We start from the raw sequence: 18780 nt of genomic DNA, 5'->3' as shown, positions 1-18780 counted from the left end.
GAGTTGACGCTATCGGGAAGTGTAGCTTATCGCGGGGATTTCAGAACAGCGACGCATACGTCCCTTTCCAGCCTCTGGCTCCGCCAGGGGGTAGCGTTACTAGCGGCGATGCTTATCGAAGTGGCAGCCGACCCCCTGGCGGAGCCAGGGGCTAGAAGTGCGGTCACGCCTTCAGCATCGCGTGAATTACTTCACCATGCACATCGGTCAGCCGGCGTTCGATGCCGTTGTGATAGAAGCTCAGCCGCGTGTGATCGAGGCCGAGCAGATGCAAAATCGTCGCGTGGAAGTCGTAGACGGTCGAAACGTTCTCAACGGCCTGGTAACCAAACTCGTCGGTCGCGCCGTAAGTAAATGGCGCTCGCACGCCGGCGCCGGCGAGCCACGCAGTAAAACCCTTCGGATTGTGGTCGCGGCCTGACGCCCCTTTTTGGAACGTCGGCATTCGACCGAACTCCGTGCAGAAGACGACGAGCGTGTCCTCGAGCAGGCCGCGCTGCTTCAGGTCGACGACGAGTGCGGCGACCGGCTTATCGAGAATCGGGCCATGCACGGCGTACTGTTCGTAAAGCGCCTTATGACCGTCCCAATTGCCGACCCCTTCGCCCATCGCGTAGGAGCCGTTAAAGACTTGCACGAAGCGGACGCCGCGCTCGACCAGTCGGCGGGCGAGAATGCAGTTGCGGGCGAAGCCGGCTTTCACGGGGTCGGCGTCGTTGGCGCCGTAGCTGTTGAGCGTGTGGGCTGACTCGGCGTCGATGTTCGCCACGTCGGGGAGCGACATCTGCAGCTTGGCGGCGAGTTCGTAACTCGCGATCCGCGCGGCTAGCTGCGTGTCGCCCGGGAACTGTTCGAGGTGGCGATCGTTGAGCAACTTGAGGAAGTCGCGCGACGCGGCGTCGCTTTGGGGCGTCACGCCGGCGGGCGTGTCGAGGAATCGGACCGGTTGGCTGGCGTTGAACGCGGTGCCCTGGAAAACCGCCGGCAAGAACCCGGGCGCCCAGTGGTTCGTCCCCGATTGCGGCACGCCGCGCGGATCGGGGATCGCGACGAATGCCGGCAGTTGGTCGTTCTCGGAACCGAGGGCGTAGTTCACCCAGGCGCCCATGCTCGGGAAGCCGTCGAGCGTGAACCCGGTGGCCATGAAGTTTTCGCCGGGGCCGTGCGTGTTCGTCTTGCTGGTGAGCGAATGGATGAAGCAGAGGTCGTCGGCCAGCTCGCCGATGCGCGGCAGTAGGTCGCTCGTCATTTTGCCGCAGGCGCCGCGCGGGCGGAACTTGTAACGCGGCGCCGTGAGGTTGCCGTTCTCGCCTTGGAATGTCACCAGCTGATCGGCGCCCGGCATCGGCTGGCCGTTGCGGCGGAAGAGCTCGGGTTTGTAGTCGAACGTATCGAGCTGACTGATGGCGCCGGAGCAGTAGATCATCAGCACGTTCTTGGCGCGCGGCGTGAAATGAGGCGCCCGTGAGGCGTGGGGCCGCAGCGGATCGATCGCCGGACGAATGGGACCGCCCGTCGACGAGCCGGCGGCGTGAGCCAACTTGCCGTCGGCGTGCAGCAGATGAGCGAGCGCAATCCCGCCGAGCCCGATCCCCGTGTGACCGAAGAACTGACGGCGGCTGAGCAAGTCGCGGCCGGAGCGTGAAAGGGAGTTGGTCATGCGTTGTGATGTACTCGCTGCGGACAGTTTATACTCTTGGCGTTTCTTTGCGTCTTCGCGCTTTTGCGTGAGACTAATCGGTAACTTGCTCGCAAAGGCGCGAAGACGCAAAGGGTCGCAAAGAAGATGGTTGTGTTAGGGGATGAACAGTAGTTCGTTGGCGTTAAGGATGCTGCGGCAGAACGTTGGTAGGCCGTGCGAGGCGATCAACTGTTGGCTGGCGGCGAGTTCGAGCTCATCGGCATCGCGCGTGAAGGCCAGTTGGAACGCCTGCTGAATCTGCGCCGCTGCATCGTCGCCGGCTTCCGTGCGTAGCCGATCGGCCAGTCGCTCTGCTTGGTCGATCGTAAAGCGGCTGTTGAACAAGTTGAGGGCCTGAATCGCCGTAATCGACGTGCCGCGTTTGGGGCAAACTTGCCCGCCGTCGGGAGAGTCGAAGGCGCCGAAGATCGCATCGGGCCGCATTCGCACGCGGTGCATGTAGATCATCCGTCGCCATTCGGGCGGGCCAAACTCCATCTTCGGTTCGTACACGCGGACGTAGTTTTCGTTGGCGGCGAACGCACTCCACCCGGGCCCGCCCATCGTCAGGTCGAGCGAGCCGGTGAGCTGCAGTACCGTGTCGCGAATCGCTTCCGACTCCAGCCGCCGGGGCGGGTAGCGCCACAGCAGCCGCGAGGCGGCGTCGACCGCTGCGCACTGTTCGCGCGATTGGTTCGACTGCTGGTAGGTGTTCGACAGCAAGATCAGGCGATGAATCTCTTTGATCGACCAATTGCGGTTAATGAACTCTTGGGAGAGCCATTCAAGCAACTCCGCATGCGTCGGCGGCGTGCCGTTGGCGCCGAAGTCGCTCGGCGTGTCGATTAGCCCCACGCCGAAATGATGCTGCCAGATGCGGTTCACCATCACCCGCGGGGTGAGCGGATTTTGCGGGCTCGCAATCCAGCGCGCGAGTGCTAGCCGCCGCTCTTGTTCCGGTGCGTCGAGCGACAGCCCCAACGTGCCGAGCACGGAGAGGGCGTCGGGGGCGACTGGCTCTTTCGGGGACAGTGGATCACCGCGAAAGAGTCGCCGTGTCGGCTCCGCCGGTTGGCTGAACGTGCCGGCGTAGACCATGGCGCCCTGATCGTTGTAGGGGCGTCGCGTCTTTGAACTGGCGACCTCGCGCCAACTACCGTCGCGCTGCAACGCTTCGATGCGGTAGTCGACCGGCAACCGATCCGCGTATCCGCCCAAGCGGTCGCGGCCCCAGACGACGCGGTCGATCACCTGCGGCTCAGCGAAGTCGACCTGTGCCCAGCCATGGCCGTGCGTTTCGGCGATCCAACTCCAGTCGTTGCCGTACTTGCCGTCGTTGAGATTCGCGAGGCGATGTTTTGAAGTGTCGGCATAGTTGCCCGAGGAACTCGGCCGGCCGCCATGTTCGGCGAGGGCGACGTTGCGCGAAGAATTGTTGTCACCACCGGCAGGCGTCCAGGCTTCGAGTTCGTCGAGGCACGGCTCGCTGCCGTTGTTCGTCGCGGCTACCGTAAAGCGAACAGCCGTCGCTTCGATTGGATCGAAGCGTTCCTCATTCTCCAGCGAACTGACGGCGGGCTGCAGGCCGTCATTAGCCTGTTCGCGATCTGGTTTGATCCAAGGCCGCTCGCCATGGTTCACCCCCGCAAAGACTGCCTGCAACGCGTAAAAATCTTTCTGCAAGATGGGATCGAACTTGTGATTGTGGCAGCGCGCGCAGCCGACGGTCATGCCGAGGAAGGCCGTGGCCGTTGTGTTCGTCATGTCGGCAAGCTCGTCCTGCCGTTGCATGAGCGTTAGTCCCACATCCGGGCTTTTCACTTGGTCCCACGCACCGGCGACGAGGAATCCCGTGGCGGCCGACTCGCCGCTTGCATCACCGGCGAGCTGCTCAACGATGAACTGATCGTACGGCTTGTCGTCGTTGAACGCGGCGATGACGTAATCGCGATAGGGCCAAGCATTGGGACGCGGGACGTTCGTCTCAAAACCGCTCGACTCGGCGAAGCGCACCACGTCGAGCCAGTGTTGCGCCCAGCGCTCGCCGTAACGCGGCGATGCGAGTACTTGTTCCACCAGATCGGCGTAGGCATCTGGTCGCTCGTCGGCACTGAACGCCGCGACCTCTTCTGGCGTCGGCGGCAAGCCGAGCATATCGAAGTACAACCGCCGAATAAGCGTGCGACGATCGGCAGGCGGCGAAGGAGTCAGCCCCTTCTCGCGCAGCTTTGCCATGACGAAGGCGTCGACCGCCGTCGCGATCCATGGATCGCCGTCGTTCGGCGGAATCGTCGGCGCCAGCGGCTGCAACGACCAATGATTCGAAGTAAGGGGCGCCGTCACGGGCTCGTCGGCTGGCCCTGGCCAGTGCGCGCCGGCGTCGACCCAGCGGCGGATCGTTTCGACTTCGGCGGCCGTCAACTTGGCTCCGCTGGGGGGCATCTCCAACTCGCCCTCGCCGGAGACGAAGCGGACGAGCGGGCTCTCGTCGGCGTTCCCCGGTACAATCGCCGCGCCGAACAGCTCGCCGCCCGCCAGCACCGCCTTCTGCATGTCAAGTCGAAGGGCGCTCTCCTGGGCGTCGGGGCCGTGGCAATCGAAGCAGGCGCGGGCCAAGACGGGCAGCACGTCGCGATGAAAATCGACCGCCGTGGCGGCCGGCGCTTCAGCGGCCTGGCCGGTGAGAGTAATCGCCTCGCATGCGATCGTGAAAGCGGCGGAAAGTAGCAGGAGGGTTCGATGCATCGCGGCCTTTCGTTCCCTTTACGCTACCAAGGAGAAGGCCTTTCGGGGGCGACGGTCACCAATCTCGGCAAAGATTTTGTGATATGGCTGAAGCTGCGGTTTGTAGCAAAACCAGCATCGGTAGGCGCCGCTAAGCCGCCACTTCGTAGAGGCATCGATCAATAACGTCGATCGCGTAGTCGAGTTCATCAAGGGTGATGATCAGCGGCGGCGTCAGCAATAAGATGTTCCCCATCGTCAATTTGAAGCTGAGGCCCTTGTCGAGCGCGCGGTACATCACTTGTTCTGCTTGGTCGGTGGCCCGCTCGCGCGTCTTGCGATTCTTCACGAGCTCGACGCCCAGCGTGAGCCCAATGCCGCGGACGTCGCCAATGAGCTCATGCCGCCGGGCCAGTTCGCGGAGTCGATCGAGCGCGTACTCGCCGAGTCGCGCGGCATGCTCGAGCAAACCTTCACGCTCGATCACTTCAATCGTGGCGAGCGCGGCGGCGCAGGCGACGGGGCTCTTCTCATGCGTGTAGTGGCCGAGCGCGCGATCGCCCGCGATGTCGAGTTCCTCACGCGCCACTAGCGCTGCGAGCGGCATGATCCCGCCGCCAAGGCCCTTGCCCGTCACCAGGATGTCGGGCACGACGTCGAAGTGCTCGCACGAAAACCACCGGCCGGTGCGGCCGAGACCTTGCCAAATCTCGTCGAAGATTAGCAGCGTGCCGTGCCGATCGCACGCCTTGCGGATGCGTTGCCAGTATTCCGGCTTCGGAATGTAAGGAGTTGCGCGGCAGGGTTCGGCAATGACGGCCGCGACGTCGGTTTCCTTCTCGAGCATGTACTCGATGTAGTTCGAGCACTTCAGATCGCACCCGCCGCGCGTGCCGCAATCCCACAGGCAGCGGTACTCGTCGGGGGGCGGCGCATGCTCCGTGCCGGGAAGGAGCGGTCCGACGCCGGCGCGGAAGATCGCTTCGCCGCCGATCGAAATCGCATCGAGCGACGCGCCGTGAAACGAGTCCCACATGCTGATCGTCTTGTGCCGGCCGGTGGCGATACGGGCGAGCTTCAGCGCGATGCCGATCGCCTCACTGCCGCCGGGGCAGAAGAGGACTTTGTTGAGATTGCCCGGCGTGATCTCCGTCAGCTTGCGGGCGAGATCGACGGCGACTTGGTTCGTGTAGCGTCGCGTGCAGAACGAGAGTTCGTCGAGTTGTCTGCGGACAGCGGCGACGACGTCGGGGTGGCCGAAGCCGACTTGATGAACGTTGTTACCGTGGAAGTCCATGTACCGCCGCCCTTGGACGTCGGTGACATAGATTCCTTCGCAGCTCTCGAGCGCGTTCAGGCAGGGGCTCGACAGCGACTGGTGCAGGAAGTACTTCGAGTCTTCCGCGAGCAGCCGCTGCGTTCGCTCGTCGAGCGCGGAGGCTTGCCATTCAGTGCGACGGTCGGAGCGATTGACGTCGCCTTCAGACCGTTGCGTGGCGGGATCGAGTTGATGGACAAGGCCCGGTCGGGATGGAACCATGGCGTCGAATCGTGTGCCTGAGATGCCGCTGGACTGCGTCGTCTGTGATAAGTCGTACGCTGGTCGCAATCAATGGTTGAGCGCAGCTTAAATGGTGAATTCGGGAGTCTCCAGGCGAGTTAGCGGCGGGGCTCCAGTCTATTTGCGCCCCGCGGCGGCCAGATTGCGTCGGATCAAACGAGTCACGCGGAAGCGGAGCGGCCGTCATCCTGTGCTTGCGAATCAGCGGATTGGCCTCGATACTTGCCAACGCTCTCTCCCCGCACTCCCCGCCAAGCCTTGCCGATGAACGACGTCGCGCCGCCGCAATTGGAACGAGGCCTCAATACCCTCCACGCCACGTCGCTCAACGTAGCGAACATGCTCGGCGCCGGGCCGTTCATTACCATCCCGGTGCTGCTGGCGGCAATGCATGGGCCGCAGGCGATGGTCGGTTGGGGCGTGGCGATGCTGGTGGTGATGTGCGACGGGCTCATTTGGGCGGAACTCGGCGCCGCGTTCCCCGGCAGCGGCGGGACGTATCACTTTCTCCGCGAGATCTTCCGCGGATCGTGGTGGAGGCGACTGCTGCCGTTTCTGTTCATCTGGCAGTTCCTCGTTAGCGGGACGCTTGAAGTCGCCTCCGGCTACATCGCGGCGTCGAACTTCGCCATCTCGCTGGCGCCGAGTTACAGCGACGCCGTGCGCCACTGGGGCGTCAACGATACGGTCGCCGTCGGCGTGCCGGCGTGCTTGTTCGTCGGCCTCGTCTACTTATTACTGCGGCAGCGGATCGAATCGCTCGGCAAGTTGAGCCTGCTGCTCGTGAGCGGCGTGCTGGTCGCCGTCGGCACGGTGATCGTGCTTGGCGCCTTCCACTTCGACGCCAAGCTGATCACTTTTCCGACCAACGCATTCAAGTTCGACGGCAAGTTTATCATCGGCCTCGGCGCAGCGATGACCGTCGCTGTGTACGACTACCTCGGTTACTACAACATCTGCAACTTGGGCGACGAAGTTCGCCAGCCCGAGAAGACGATCCCGCGGGCGGTGCTGTTGTCGATTCTCATCGTCGCGGGAATCTACATCGCAATGAACCTCGCGTTCATCGGCGTCGTGCCGTGGCAGGAAACGGTGGAGCCGGGGACGCTGGCGAACACTAATATCGCCGCCGCGTTCATGACCAAGCTTTGCGGCGAACGCGTCGCAGCAGGCTTCACGCTACTGATTATTTGGACCTGCCTCGCCGGGCTATTCGCGATGACGCTCGGCTACTCGAGGATCCTCTACGCCGCGGCGAAGAATGGCGACTTCTTCGCCCCGTTCGCGAAGCTGCATCCTACGAAGGGTTACCCGTGGGCGGCGCTCGGACTGCTGAGCGCGATGACGGCCCTCTTCTGCTTCTTTCAACTCGAGCTAGTAATCAAGGGCGCCGTCACTGTGCGGATCCTCGTCCAGTTCATTGGGCAGATCGTCGCGCTCCACTTACTGCGCCGGGAGGGAACGCATCCGCTGCCGTTCCGGATGTGGCTCTACCCGTTGCCGAGTCTCCTCGCGCTCGCCGGTTGGCTGTTCCTGCTGAGAACGAGTGAGATCGCACTCATCTGGCTGCTGCTGGCGGTTTACGCGAGTGGCGTTGCGGCGTTCGCAGTGCGCGAGGCTTGGCTGCGGCGTGGTTGAGAGTGATTGCCTTGGCGTCAGCAGCAACGCTGCGGCATTACTTCGCGCTGGTGAGTTCCAGCGTCGGCGTGTTCTCGCCGCTGCTTACTTCGATCGTTAGACCCGAGTTCTCAGCGCTGGTGTAGCGTTGCGGGACGAGCAGCTTGCCTTGCGGAGCTTCGGGCGAAGTCGATGCACCAACTTCATAGGCGACGACGGCTACCTGGTGCGTCCCGACCATGGCGCCCGGTTCTCGACCTGACGAAAGAGTGAAGGTCCCATCCGATTGAATGGCGCCGTTCGCGCCGCGGCCGGCGGTCGGCTGCGTGAGGACTTGGCCGGTGGTCAGCGGCTGGCCATCGAGCAGCACCTTGCCGCTAACGGGCGCGAGCGAGGGCCCAGAGCCGCCGCAACCAAAGGAGGTCAACGCGGCGAACAGCGTGAGGTGGATGGCTAGTTGGAAACGCATAGCAGATTGTCAAACGTTGCTGAAAGTTGGGAGACAGCGGCGGTTCAGTTGCCGGCGATCGAAACCACCTCGCCCGAGGCGCGGCTTGCGAGCGGGCGGAGCACGCCGACGAGATCGACGTCTTCGCGAACAAACTGCACCGAGGCGTCGGCCATCGCGAAGTGGGCCCCGCCCGGGTGCAGGCTGCCGAAGCTAAGGTCGTTGTTGTAGTAACCGCTGGCCGGCTGGCCGCTTGCGGCGCGATAAGCTGTGTTCAGCGGGTGCATGATGTTCTTGGCGGTATAATTGTAACTATAAATCCCAGTTCTTGATGCGGAACCAACGAGCCACACTCGCTGCGGGCCGACATCCCAGGCGATTTCGCCGATGAGGAAAGTGTTTGTGGAACCGTCGGCGATATCCTTGAAAGAAACCTTACTGCCGGGAAACATCACGCCATTCAGAGCGCATCCTCCCGCGTCAGTGCAAGTCGGTTTGTCGGAAGTCTCGTAGGTCGAAGCAGGATAGGGGTCGGTGGAAAGTGGCGGGCAATTAACTTTGGCGCCCATTACTGCCATGAAGTGCGCTCGGAGCAAATTGAGCTCTTCGGCTTCGTTGCCGCCTGGTTGGGCGGTGAATGTCATTTCGCCGTCTTCCTTCGAAGGGCAGCGGAACGATGGCAACGGAGTTCGAGAAGCATTGTAATTGTCGTCGTGGGACCAGTGCACCTTCGTGTTAATTGTCCTGCCAACAGCCTGCTGCTCAACGTACGGCAGTATTTGGGCAAGGTAACCATGAGAGGTGTATTGCGGAGGTTTGACGACGGGCTGTAATACCGTCGTTGAAGAAGCTGAAGGAAATGCCTTCATCACATCGTGATAATTCTGCGACGCTAGCGCTAACTGCCGCAGGCGGTTCATGCAGTCGGAACGGCGCGCCGCCTCGCGGGCCGCTTGCACCGCGGGCAGCAGTAGCGCCACGAGGACGCCGATGATGGCGATCACGACCAAGAGTTCGACCAGCGTGAAGGCGTGCGGATGGTGCTTAGTTCTCATCGAAACCTCGTGAGCGGCATGGCGCCGCGTCGGTACGGACGATTGAGCGAAGGAATGAGCGTTGACTTTGTTCTCGTTTAAGCCTGATGAGCCGAACGACGGCGGTTGCCGGCAACCAGCAGCGGGATCGCGGCGCCGACGAGCAGCAGCGACGTTGGTTCCGGCAGGGCCGCGAGCGGCGAGGCGCTGACCACGGTAAGGTTCAGCGCGGTGGCGGTCTTCGACAGTTGGAACGCGAGGCCTGCGCCGGCCATGTAGCCCGACGGATCCTCGACGACGAGCGCGTCGAAGTTGCCGCTGATGCCGCTGGTCGTGCCGAACTGCCGCTGCCAAACGAGGAAGTCGCTGCCGTCGGTGACGCCGTCGCTGTTGGCGTCGCCGAGGTTGGTTGAGCCAAAGGCCATCTTCCAGACCGAAAGGTCAGCCGCGTCGACCGCGCCGCTGTGATTAAAGTCGGCCGCGGCGAACGAGGTTCCCGTGAGCGTGATTAGCGGGAAGACGTCGCCGAGCGTTGGGTTGTAAGTCGAGTTCGTGCCGGTGAAGGCGGCTGGATTGACGACGATCTTCAGCGTGCCGTCGAGCGTCACGTTGCCGGCGGCGGTGATCGTATCGTACTGGTGGGCGCCGGTGCCGTTGATCTGCATCACCGTCGTCGAGCCGTCGCCAAGCGTGAGGCTCCCCGAGCGGCCGGAGCCGCTGACGAGCGCGAGCTCTGCCACGTGGCGACCAATTTGCGAGCCGGCGATGCTCGCTTCGAAGCCGACTTCGAGCGTGCCGCCGTTGTTCACTTGGATTTCGCCGTACTCGTAGATCTTCGTCAGCTCGACGACGGGGTGACCCATGTCAACGACGGCGTGATTGTTGACGACGATCTTGGCGCCGCGGAGGTTCTTGCGAAGCTCGATGTTGACGTAGTCGCTGGCGGTCAGCACACCGGTGAAGCTGTTGTTGGCGAGCGTGGTGGGCTCAGTCTGCGTGCCGAGTTCGAACTCGTTGAGCGTCGTGCCATTGGTGCCGCCGCTGCCGAGGTTGGTCGGATCGGTGGCTGACCCGACAACGTTGAGGGCCCCGCTCCCTTGCAGCGTGTTCTCAAGGATGAAGCGGCGTTCGTCGGTCGGGAAGCTCTTGCTGAGGTCGACCGTCACCGTCTTATCGGTGGTGTTGATCACCGACGGTTGCACGATGCGGTTGCCGGTGGCAGCGTGGTCGATCTTACCGTTTTGGTTGTAGGTGAGAACGCCGCCGATCACCTGCGCCGTGTTGGCGTAGATGAAGGCATTCTCGCCGGTCGAGTTCATGTCGATGCGGCCGAAGTCTTTGTCTTTCACCAGGCGCACTTGATCGCCGGTGCCGTTAAAGCGGATCGTGCCAGTGTGAGAGGAGGCGTCCGAGATGATGAGATCCGACCCGGCGCCGTTGCTGTTGACGTCGATGTTGCCGGCGCCGCTCAGTCGTAGGCCGATCGCCACGTCAGCGCCTGCATCGGCGTTGAAGACGAGATCCTGGGCCGTTTGGAGTTCGCCTTGCGCCGAAGCGAGGCTCGCGTCGGCGAGCAACGCGGCGCTACCGAGCGTGAAGGCGCCGCTGACGGTTTCAGTGAGGTTGCCGCCGGCTTCGACGGTAATCTTGGGGATCGCTTGCCCGTTGCCCGCGGCGCTGATGTTGATCACGCCGCCCGAGAGGGCTCGCAATTCCGTACCGGGGAACGCTCCGTTGACGGTGACGGTATGGCCGCTGAGGACGTGATAATTGTGCAGGGCGTCGGGGGCCTGATTGTTAGCCCAGGTGCTGGGCGTTAGGGCGGGGCCGGTGGTCGCCGAGTTGACGGTCAGCGAGGGACCTGCCGCCGTCGATGCCGAGAACTGCAGGTCGTCGATCGCGAGGCCGTCGTCGTCCTTGCTGGTAATCTGGGTGTCGGCCCAGCGGAGCCAGAGTTCAGCTCCCGGCGCCCAAGAGAAGCCGACCGTGGAACTGATCGGCACTACGTTCGCTGGATTGACGCTCGCTGAGGTTGCCGTCACGACCGGGGCCGTGAAGTTGAGCGCCGCCACGCTGTTGTACGTCGCCGTGCTAAACCAGTCGGCGTCGGTGGCGGTGGTGCTGTAGGCGAAGGCGAGCGTTTCGCCGGAGTCGGCGCCCGAGCGGAACTGCTTGCCGTTGTAGCTGAGGGTGAAGCTATTGAGGGTGACGCCCGTGTTGTTCACGAGTTGGAGACCGATGTAGGCGGAGTCGCCGTTGGGCGTCACGGTGGCGGAGTTCACCATGCCGAGCGCTCGCTCGGTGCTGCTGGTGGTCGCGCCGAAGCTGTAAAAGGCGCCGGTGCCGCTGCTGCCGCTCCCTGCGCGGAGCCGTTGGTGACCGTTCGAGCCTCCCTCCGGAGAGACGACGGTCGGGTGCCAGAGGTGGAACCCAGCAAGGCTGAAGTTGCCGCCGGCAGGCGCCGCGGTGTCGTCGATCCAGCCGCCGGGCGTGGAACCCAACGAGCCGTTGGCCGGGTTGGTGGGCAGCGTGTTGAAGTTCTCGGTGTAGAGCCCTTCCGCAGTAGCGTAGGAGATGCCGGCGTGAGTTGTAGAGACAAGTCCCAACCAAGCCCCGCCCGAGAGGCCGACGAGCGAGAGACGTAAAACGCCTTGGCGAAGAGAGGTGCGCATCACGAAGGTAAGCTCCTGTTGAATCGAAGAGAGATGAGCAACCTCGACGGGCGAGGCATCGCCTGCAGTAAACTGCTGGGTGAAAAGCGGAGACGTCGAGTGCGGTCGAACGAATCGTCAGCGGCGGGCACGCGGCCGTTTCTTTAAGCGGATCCGACTGCTCGCGGCGAATGCTGCAACGTTGAAAAGCGGAAGAGAGCGTTGCCCGGCCTCCCCGGTCAGTCGGCTCCCTCAAGAAGTCGGCCGAGACGGGGGATTGCGGACGTTAGTTCAGGGCCGCGGTCGCGCATTTCTGGACGCGAAATATTTTGCAATCTTCAAGCTGCTCCGCGGGGGCGGCGGTCGGTGGCGTTAAGTGCTTTTGTAGAAGAAGGTTGCGGCAATTTCTGCGAGGGTTGGCGAGCGGGCGATTGAGCGGCGATGATGGGGTGCGGCAAGAAGTCGCCGCGCCGCGTTCGCACCGATCTTCAATGACTTGCGACAAATCGAAACGACTTGGCGCGATTCGGCGTCCACAATCGCACGGCTCGGCCATGGAAAATAGCTAGCTCTCCTCTCCCCCTCGTCTAGCGCTTACCAGGTACCGTCGATGACCTCCGAATCGACTCGCGAAGAGTTTGTAAGGCTGCTGACTCAGCATCAGCGCCGCGTCTACGCCTACATCCTCGGCATCGTCCCCAACTGGAACGACGCCGACGAGATTTTGCAGGAGACGAACATCCGGCTCTGGAGCGAGTTCGATCGCTTCGAGCTCGGAACGAACTTCGAGGCGTGGGCCGTGCGAGTGGCGCACTTCCAGATCCTGTCGTGGCGGAAGCGGGTGAGCCGCAGCCGACTGTTCTTTGATCACTCACTCGTGGAGTTGATCGCTCAGGAGTTCGAGGCCCACAGCGCCCTAGCCGACGTGCGGCACCAGGCGCTCCGCGAGTGCGTCGCGGCGCTCGAACCGCGGCAAAGCGAGCTGCTCGCCCGCTGCTATGCCGAAGGGGCGAAGATCAAGCAAGTGGCCGAGACGCTCGACCGCACCACGGCGTCGGTTCACAAGGCGTTACAACGGGTTCGATTGTCGCTGCATAAGTGCATTCGCCGGCGGTTGGCGGCGGAGGGGGTGACATGATCAACGAACAAGACGAAGCGTTCCGCCGCGTGCATGATTTGGTGGCGGCCAAGCTCGACGGCGCCGCCACGGCGGAAGAACTTGCCGAACTGAAGCAACTACTGCACGACGAGCCCGCGCTCCGCGAGGTGTACGTCGAGTACATTCAAGACACGGCGAGTCTGCGGTGGTCGTTCGCTCACACGACGGTGCCGATCGAAGATGACGCAGCGGCTGAGCCGTACGGATCGCTACGCGTTTCCTCAGCGGATGTTGCTGAAGCGCGAGCAACGCAACGATCGCGGCCAGCGTGGAGAGCACTGCTCGCCGTGGCGGCGGCAGCAGTCATCGGCGTGGGGACGTATTTGTTGTTCTTCGCAGGGCAGGGGAGCGGGCCGGCGGCCGGGGGGCCTGCCGGTCCGCTCGCTGCCAACAAGGCCGCGGCACAAGGCGACGAGCCAGCGGCGGCGAACGATCCCAATATGGTCGCTCCCGCGGCTGGGAAGCAGGCGGCAAGCGTGGCGACGGTAACGCGGACGATCGACGCGCTGTGGGAAAACGAACACGAGTTCCCCGAACTGAGTCGCCTGCAGGTGGGCCAAGAGGTCGCGCTCCGTTCGGGGCAGATCGAGCTGATCTTTGACACGGGCGTAGAAGTCGTCGTCATCGGTCCGGCCCACTTCAAAGTTAACTCGCATGAGTCGATGTTTAGCGATCGCGGGACGATTTCAGCCCGCGTCGGTGCGGCCGGCATCGGCTTTACGATCGATACGCCGACGGCGCGGGTGATCGACCTTGGCACGGAATTCGGCGTCGCTATCGGCGACGACGGCGAAACCGAAGTTGCCGTGTTCCAAGGAATCGTCGACTTGGAGTACGGCAGCTCACCCGACGTTGATGCGGATCGGCGCCGATTGAACAAGGGCGAGGCGCTTCGCGTTGGCGCCAACGGGCGCGTCGATCGGGTGATGGCGATCGCGAGCGATCGCTTTCCGGTGTCGGCCTCAGTGCGTCCGAGCGACGGGCCCGAGACGCCGATCATTCGCGACGTGACCGACAACATTCGCGCGGGGGACAGCAATAAGTTCTACCGCATCGTGCGATCGGGTTTGCATGAAGACTCGCCGGCGTTCGTCGATCGCGATCATCAGTGGAACAGCGTGACGGACAAGGGATTGCCGCTCGATCTCGAGGGCGCCGAGTACGTGATGCCGTTCAACGATGACAAGTTTCACGAAGACCTCGCCGTGTGGGTCGACGTCGGCCAACCGGCGAACTTGTACGTTTTCTACAGCGATAGCATGGACCCGCCGCAGTGGCTGAAGGACGACTTCGTCGACACGGGCGCCGACGTCGGCCTCGACGAAGCGAAGTCGGTCTACCACAAAAACTTCGCACTCGGCGCGGGCGCCGGTGAGAGCGTCGACATGACGTTCTCAGTGTGGAAGCAAGAAGTCCGCGAGCCGCGGGTCGTGCAACTCGGCTCGGTCAACAAGCATCGCGCGACGTTCGGCTACAACATGTATGGAATCGCGACGGCGCCGTTGAAGGCGAAGCCGATTGCGGCGGATGTGCAGTAAGCCGCGTGTCGTGTCGCATTGCTTCGCGACGCGAATGCGATTTTAGGCGACACTAAGCGATCGTTGTAAGTTGTTCTTGTGCAGTCATTTGCGGCTAATGTCGCGTTTGAGTTGATGTCGTGAGGCGACATTGAGCGACAGGCGGCAGACGGTTCGCTGCGTCGATCGCGCGTCTGCTGAAGCAGGCGCCGCCAGGGGGACTTAGTTGTCAAAGATCGGGCTCAGCGCACAGCATCGCCTGGGACATTTCTCACCATAGCAAGTCGGAGCGGCGGCGTCCGCGACGATTTTCGGCCACCCCTCTGCCTGAGTCCGCAGGCCGTCGCGAAGCACGCACTCTTGCCCGTGAGCTTCAGCGGCTCATTCGATGTTCCAGATATCGATCGCGGGCGAGTCGGGGTTGGTCGTTTCGCAGGCGGTTGCCAGAAAACGATTGTCGGCAGGCAGGCCGAACATTCCCGCGGCGCCGGCAGAGCCGTTGCGAGCCCGCTTCACAAATGATCCGAAGCCGCGACCGTGGGCGACGGACCAGAGCCGAATGGCGCCATCGTCGCTGGCGGAGATGAGCGTGCGGCCGTCACGCGTGAACGCGAGCTTGCGGACGTAACGGAGATGGGCCACAAGTTCTACCGGCGGGGCGTCACTATCGAGATGCCAGAGTCGAATCACGCCGTCGAGGTGGCCGGTGGCGAGCAGCGAGCCGTCGGGGCTGAGCGCGAGGCTGTCGACGAGCTTGCAGGGAATATTCTTCGAGCGCTTGCGGCTATCGATCGGGATGAGCGTGACGCCCTCGTCATGACCGCCGACGATGAGCGTCTTGCCGTCGTGCGAGAAGATCACGCATTTTGACTTGGGCGACAGTTTCCATTGCCCCGCTTTGCGTTCCGTTTGCGGCTCCCACAGATCAAGCTGTCCGTCCATGACGACCGCCACTGTCGAGCCGTCTGGCGAGAAGCAGACGGCGTGGGGATCATCGTCGAGAGCCAAGTTTTTCTGGACGCGTCCCGAGGCGCCTGCCACCAGCAACCGGTTGGGGCCTTCGCAGGCGACGGCGAAGCGATCGCTGCGCGGCGACCAGGCACAGTGCTTGTGTTTGCGCGTGGAGTGGGCGTATTGATAGCGCACCTCTTCGTGCTCGGCGTCGGCGACGATATAGCCGGTGTCGCCGACAAAGAGGAGGTTTTTGCCGTCGGGAGAGACCTCGAATTCGAGGAGATGATCCTTGGTGACTTTGAAATCGGGGGTGTCTCGACCGCCGAGCGACCAAATTCGAATCCGGCTATCCTGGCCGCAGGTGACGACCTTTTTCGAGCTGACGAAGCGGACCGCCAGCACTTCCCCGTTGTGGGCCTTGAAAACCTGCGGGCGGTGACCGAAGGAGGGGGCGTCGTCGAGATTGGCGTCGATGGGGCAGAGTTCGAGAATTCCATTCTCGTAGGCGATCGCGACGGTCGAGCCGTCGGGCGAGTAGGCCAAGTCGCTGAGTCGGTGGCGAGCGACCGGCGTGCTATCGATTTTATGATCGGAGTTGTGCGGGTAGAGATGGATTCGCGATTGATAGACCTCCCCCGCAACAAAGTACCTGCCGCAGGGGGACCAACGGGCGTGAGTCAGCGTCCCGCCATGTTTGCGCGAGCCGTTCACGATTTCCGATTGCATCTCGTTTAGGTCGTCAGACCAGATTTGAATCAGGCTGCTGCGGACCTCGCTCGTCTCGTCCTGGCGATTCGGAATGAGCAAACTTGGCCGCTTGGGATGAAACTCCAAGGTGTAGCCGCGGGCGTCGCAGGGGATTCGTCGGACGATTTCGCCGTTGAGAGAGAAGAGGCAAACTTCGTGATAACGGATGCCGGCGGCAATCTGCTCGCCGTCGCGATGGAACGCGAGCGACTCGATGTTGCTGTCATGCCGGAAGATTTCTTTCAGCGGCGCATTGGATTCAAGGTCGAGCAGATGAGCTGCAGTGGAGCCGACGACGACGTAGCGGCCGTTCGGCGAGACGGCGACGGAGAAGAGCTTGCTGTCGCCGACTTTGATGGTGCGGAGCAGCGATTGGGTCGGCATGTCCCAGATACGGAGCGTGCCATCGACGCCGACGCTGGCGAGGCGGCGGCGATCGGGGAAAACGGCGATTTCGGTGACGGCTCCTTTGTGGCCTTGCAGCACTGAGACGCGCGGTTTCCGCGAGGCGCCGTAGAGAAGCTTCCATTCGAAGCCCCGCTCATCAGCTTGGCCATCGCGGGGAAGTTGGCGATCGAGCGGCGTGCGGACGGCGTCGCTCCAGCCATCTTTCCAGGCTTCGAATGCCAGATTCATGTCGGCTATGTACAGAAGTTCGGAGGTTTCGTCGAGCGCGTGGCGGATGCGGATCGAATTGAAGGTCCACGTCGCCGCGAGGAGCGCTGCGAACAAACCGGCGAGCCGGACGAACGTGCGATGGCGTTGCGACCACTTCGCGACGCGGTCGACGATGCTGGGGGGCTTAGCGGCGATTGGCTCGCGATTGATAAAGCGCCGCAGATCGGCGGCAAGCGCGGCGGCGGAGGGATAGCGCTGCGCGGGATTCTTTTCGATCGCCTTGGCGACGATCGTCTCCAAGTCGACGGGGGCGTCGGGCGCGACTTGCCGCAGGCGGGGCGGTTCGTCTTCGAGGATCTGCCGCAGGAGCGCCGCTCGGTCCTGGCCGTCGAACGCCGGCCGCAGCGCGATCATTTCGTACAGCGTCATTCCCAGGGAGTACACGTCGGCCGAGGGATCGACGATGGGGTAGTTGGATGAAATTCGCTCGGGGCTCATGTAGCGGAGCGTGCCGAGCATGTCGCCGGTGGAGGTGAGCCCCGCTTCGTCGCTGAGGCGCGCGAGGCCGAAGTCGGTGACCCACAGCTTGCCGGCGTCGTCGAGCAGCAGGTTCGCTGGTTTGACGTCGCGGTGAACGATCCCCTTTCGGTGGGAAAACTCCAGGGCGTCGGCCGCTTGGGCGGCGAGCGAGGCGAGTTCGAAGTAGTCGGTTCCCGCTGCTTGGGGGGTCTTACGGCGTTTGGCGATCTGTTCGGCCAAGCTTTGGCCGTCGATCAACTGCATGGCGTAGTAATGGAGACCATGCTCGCAGCCGACGGAATAAACCGGCACGATGTTGGGATGGTTGAGCGTCGCGGCGGCGAGGGCTTCGTTCTGGAACCGCGCGAGCCGACCTTCGCTGAGGGCGGAGGCGATGGGAAGGATTTTTATCGCGACGCGGCGCCGCAGGGCGAGCTGCTCGGCCTCGTAAACGACGCCCATCCCGCCGCGGCCGATTTCGCGAAGCAGCGTGAACTCGGTGAACGACTTGTCGGGCGGCAGCGGCGCGGAGGCGGGCGCCTCGGTCGTCCAGACGCGGTGGAGGAGATCGATGCAGGCGATTTCCTCTTCGAGTCGGGTCGACGGCGCGTCGTCCGTGTCGGTCTCGCTATTGTGCAGACCGTCCTTGGCTTCGTCGTATTTGAGAAGCTGCGCGGCCAACGAGGACCAGCGATCGCGGTCGCCCGGCGGATTGTTACCCTCGATCTTTCGCATGGGCGTTGAGCTTGCGTGCTAGCTGGCTGATGGCGCGTGACCAAAGTTTTTGGGCCGCATCGGTACTGCAATCGAGCATCTCGGCGATCTCGGCGAACGAGAGCCGCAGTTCGTTGCGGAGGCGGATGACTTGTTCTTGGCGAGCTGGAAGTTGCCGGAGCGCGACTTCGAGTTGCGCGAGCTCTTCGTTCGCCGCGGCGTGCTGGCTGGGGGAACTGAGCTCGTGGGCGAGGACTGGGAGCGATTGCGAGCCTTCGCTGCGCGTGAGGGAACGTTCGCAATCGAGATTCCGTTTGGCGGCGCCGCGGAACCGGCGATTCGCGGTAAGGATGCGGTGCGTGAGGATGCCGTGGAGCCAAGCGAGCAGCTCGCCGCGGGACGTGCCTTTGAATGTTCCCAAGCCGCGGTAGGCCTCGATCAGCGTCTCCTGGACGATGTCGGAGGTGCTGACCTTCACCTGGAGCTGGGCGTCCATCTGGCCGTTTGCCATGCCCTGCAGAGAGTTGCGGAGGACGCGGAAGATTTCGCCGAGGGCTTCGCGATCGCCGGCTTGCGCAGCGGCGATCTTCGACTGCCAATCGGAAGCGGCGGAATCCATAGGTGGCCCGAATATGACTTGGAGCGGGCCCGGTGAAACAGAATAGCAAAGATAATTTGGGGAGAATTCAGTCCCGCGGCCATTGGAGTTATGACCCGCAGCGTCAGGGGAGTCAATCAATTACCTCTTCAGAGGTATGTCGCTTTTCTGGAGATTCTGGGGAGTTGGCGCGTCGGGTTCGCGGCAGAAACCGCGAATACAAGATTAGGGGGCGTTT

General features: G+C 63.0%; 11 protein-coding genes. 3 read left to right on the top strand and 8 right to left on the bottom strand.

Features of this window, described 5'->3' with window-relative positions; all coding sequences use genetic code 11:
• Positions 1-163: 163 nt before the first annotated feature.
• From ACQY7R_RS17900 to pbfA, 3 genes are all read right to left on the bottom strand, one after another.
• The gene (locus tag ACQY7R_RS17900; protein ID WP_428306936.1) at positions 164-1660 is read right to left on the bottom strand and encodes a DUF1501 domain-containing protein; all 1497 of its coding nucleotides are present in this window, start codon (positions 1658-1660) and stop codon (positions 164-166) included.
• 135 nt (positions 1661-1795) lie between these two features.
• Positions 1796-4426, bottom strand: a complete 2631-nt coding sequence (locus ACQY7R_RS17895; protein ID WP_428306935.1) for a DUF1553 domain-containing protein — start codon at positions 4424-4426, stop codon at positions 1796-1798.
• 130 nt (positions 4427-4556) lie between these two features.
• A complete protein-coding gene (gene pbfA, locus ACQY7R_RS17890; RefSeq protein WP_428306934.1) occupies positions 4557-5945 on the bottom strand; it encodes a (R)-1-hydroxy-2-aminoethylphosphonate ammonia-lyase in 1389 nt (462 codons plus the stop codon).
• 285 nt (positions 5946-6230) lie between these two features.
• On the opposite strand from pbfA, the gene ACQY7R_RS17885 reads away from it, so the two are divergent.
• A complete protein-coding gene (locus tag ACQY7R_RS17885; protein ID WP_428306933.1) occupies positions 6231-7604 on the top strand; it encodes an APC family permease in 1374 nt (457 codons plus the stop codon).
• Positions 7605-7641: 37 nt separating this feature from the next.
• Here the strand turns inward: ACQY7R_RS17885 and ACQY7R_RS17880 are convergent, their stop codons facing one another.
• From ACQY7R_RS17880 to ACQY7R_RS17870, 3 genes are all read right to left on the bottom strand, one after another.
• Positions 7642-8052: a hypothetical protein gene (locus ACQY7R_RS17880; protein WP_428306932.1), complete on the bottom strand. Its 411-nt coding sequence runs from the start codon at positions 8050-8052 to the stop codon at positions 7642-7644.
• A 44-nt stretch (positions 8053-8096) separates the two neighbouring features.
• Positions 8097-9086: a DUF1559 domain-containing protein gene (locus ACQY7R_RS17875; protein WP_428306931.1), complete on the bottom strand. Its 990-nt coding sequence runs from the start codon at positions 9084-9086 to the stop codon at positions 8097-8099.
• 77 nt (positions 9087-9163) lie between these two features.
• The gene (locus ACQY7R_RS17870; RefSeq protein WP_428306930.1) at positions 9164-11740 is read right to left on the bottom strand and encodes a hypothetical protein; all 2577 of its coding nucleotides are present in this window, start codon (positions 11738-11740) and stop codon (positions 9164-9166) included.
• A 586-nt stretch (positions 11741-12326) separates the two neighbouring features.
• Here ACQY7R_RS17870 and ACQY7R_RS17865 point away from each other — a divergent pair.
• Both ACQY7R_RS17865 and ACQY7R_RS17860 read left to right on the top strand, forming a co-directional pair.
• Positions 12327-12854 carry a sigma-70 family RNA polymerase sigma factor gene (locus ACQY7R_RS17865; RefSeq protein ID WP_428306929.1) on the top strand — a complete coding sequence of 176 codons (528 nt, stop codon included), beginning with the start codon at positions 12327-12329 and terminating at the stop codon, positions 12852-12854.
• Complete coding sequence (locus tag ACQY7R_RS17860; protein ID WP_428306928.1) at positions 12851-14413, top strand: FecR domain-containing protein; 1563 nt, start codon at positions 12851-12853, stop codon at positions 14411-14413. Before ACQY7R_RS17865 ends, ACQY7R_RS17860 begins: the two co-directional genes overlap by 4 nt.
• 360 nt (positions 14414-14773) lie before the next feature.
• Here the strand turns inward: ACQY7R_RS17860 and ACQY7R_RS17855 are convergent, their stop codons facing one another.
• Together ACQY7R_RS17855 and ACQY7R_RS17850 are read right to left on the bottom strand one after the other, a co-directional pair.
• The gene (locus tag ACQY7R_RS17855; protein ID WP_428306927.1) at positions 14774-17965 is read right to left on the bottom strand and encodes a protein kinase domain-containing protein; all 3192 of its coding nucleotides are present in this window, start codon (positions 17963-17965) and stop codon (positions 14774-14776) included.
• Positions 17946-18563, bottom strand: coding sequence for a sigma-70 family RNA polymerase sigma factor (locus ACQY7R_RS17850; RefSeq protein ID WP_428306926.1), 618 nt, complete (start codon positions 18561-18563; stop codon positions 17946-17948). Before ACQY7R_RS17850 ends, ACQY7R_RS17855 begins: the two co-directional genes overlap by 20 nt.
• Positions 18564-18780 lie beyond the last annotated feature (217 nt).

Origin of the sequence: Lacipirellula sp., assembly GCF_965279485.1 — a bacterium.
Lineage (GTDB): Bacteria > Planctomycetota > Planctomycetia > Pirellulales > Lacipirellulaceae > Lacipirellula.
The sequence above is the reverse complement of the archived record's forward strand: the minus strand, read 5'-3'. Positions and strand labels throughout refer to the sequence as shown.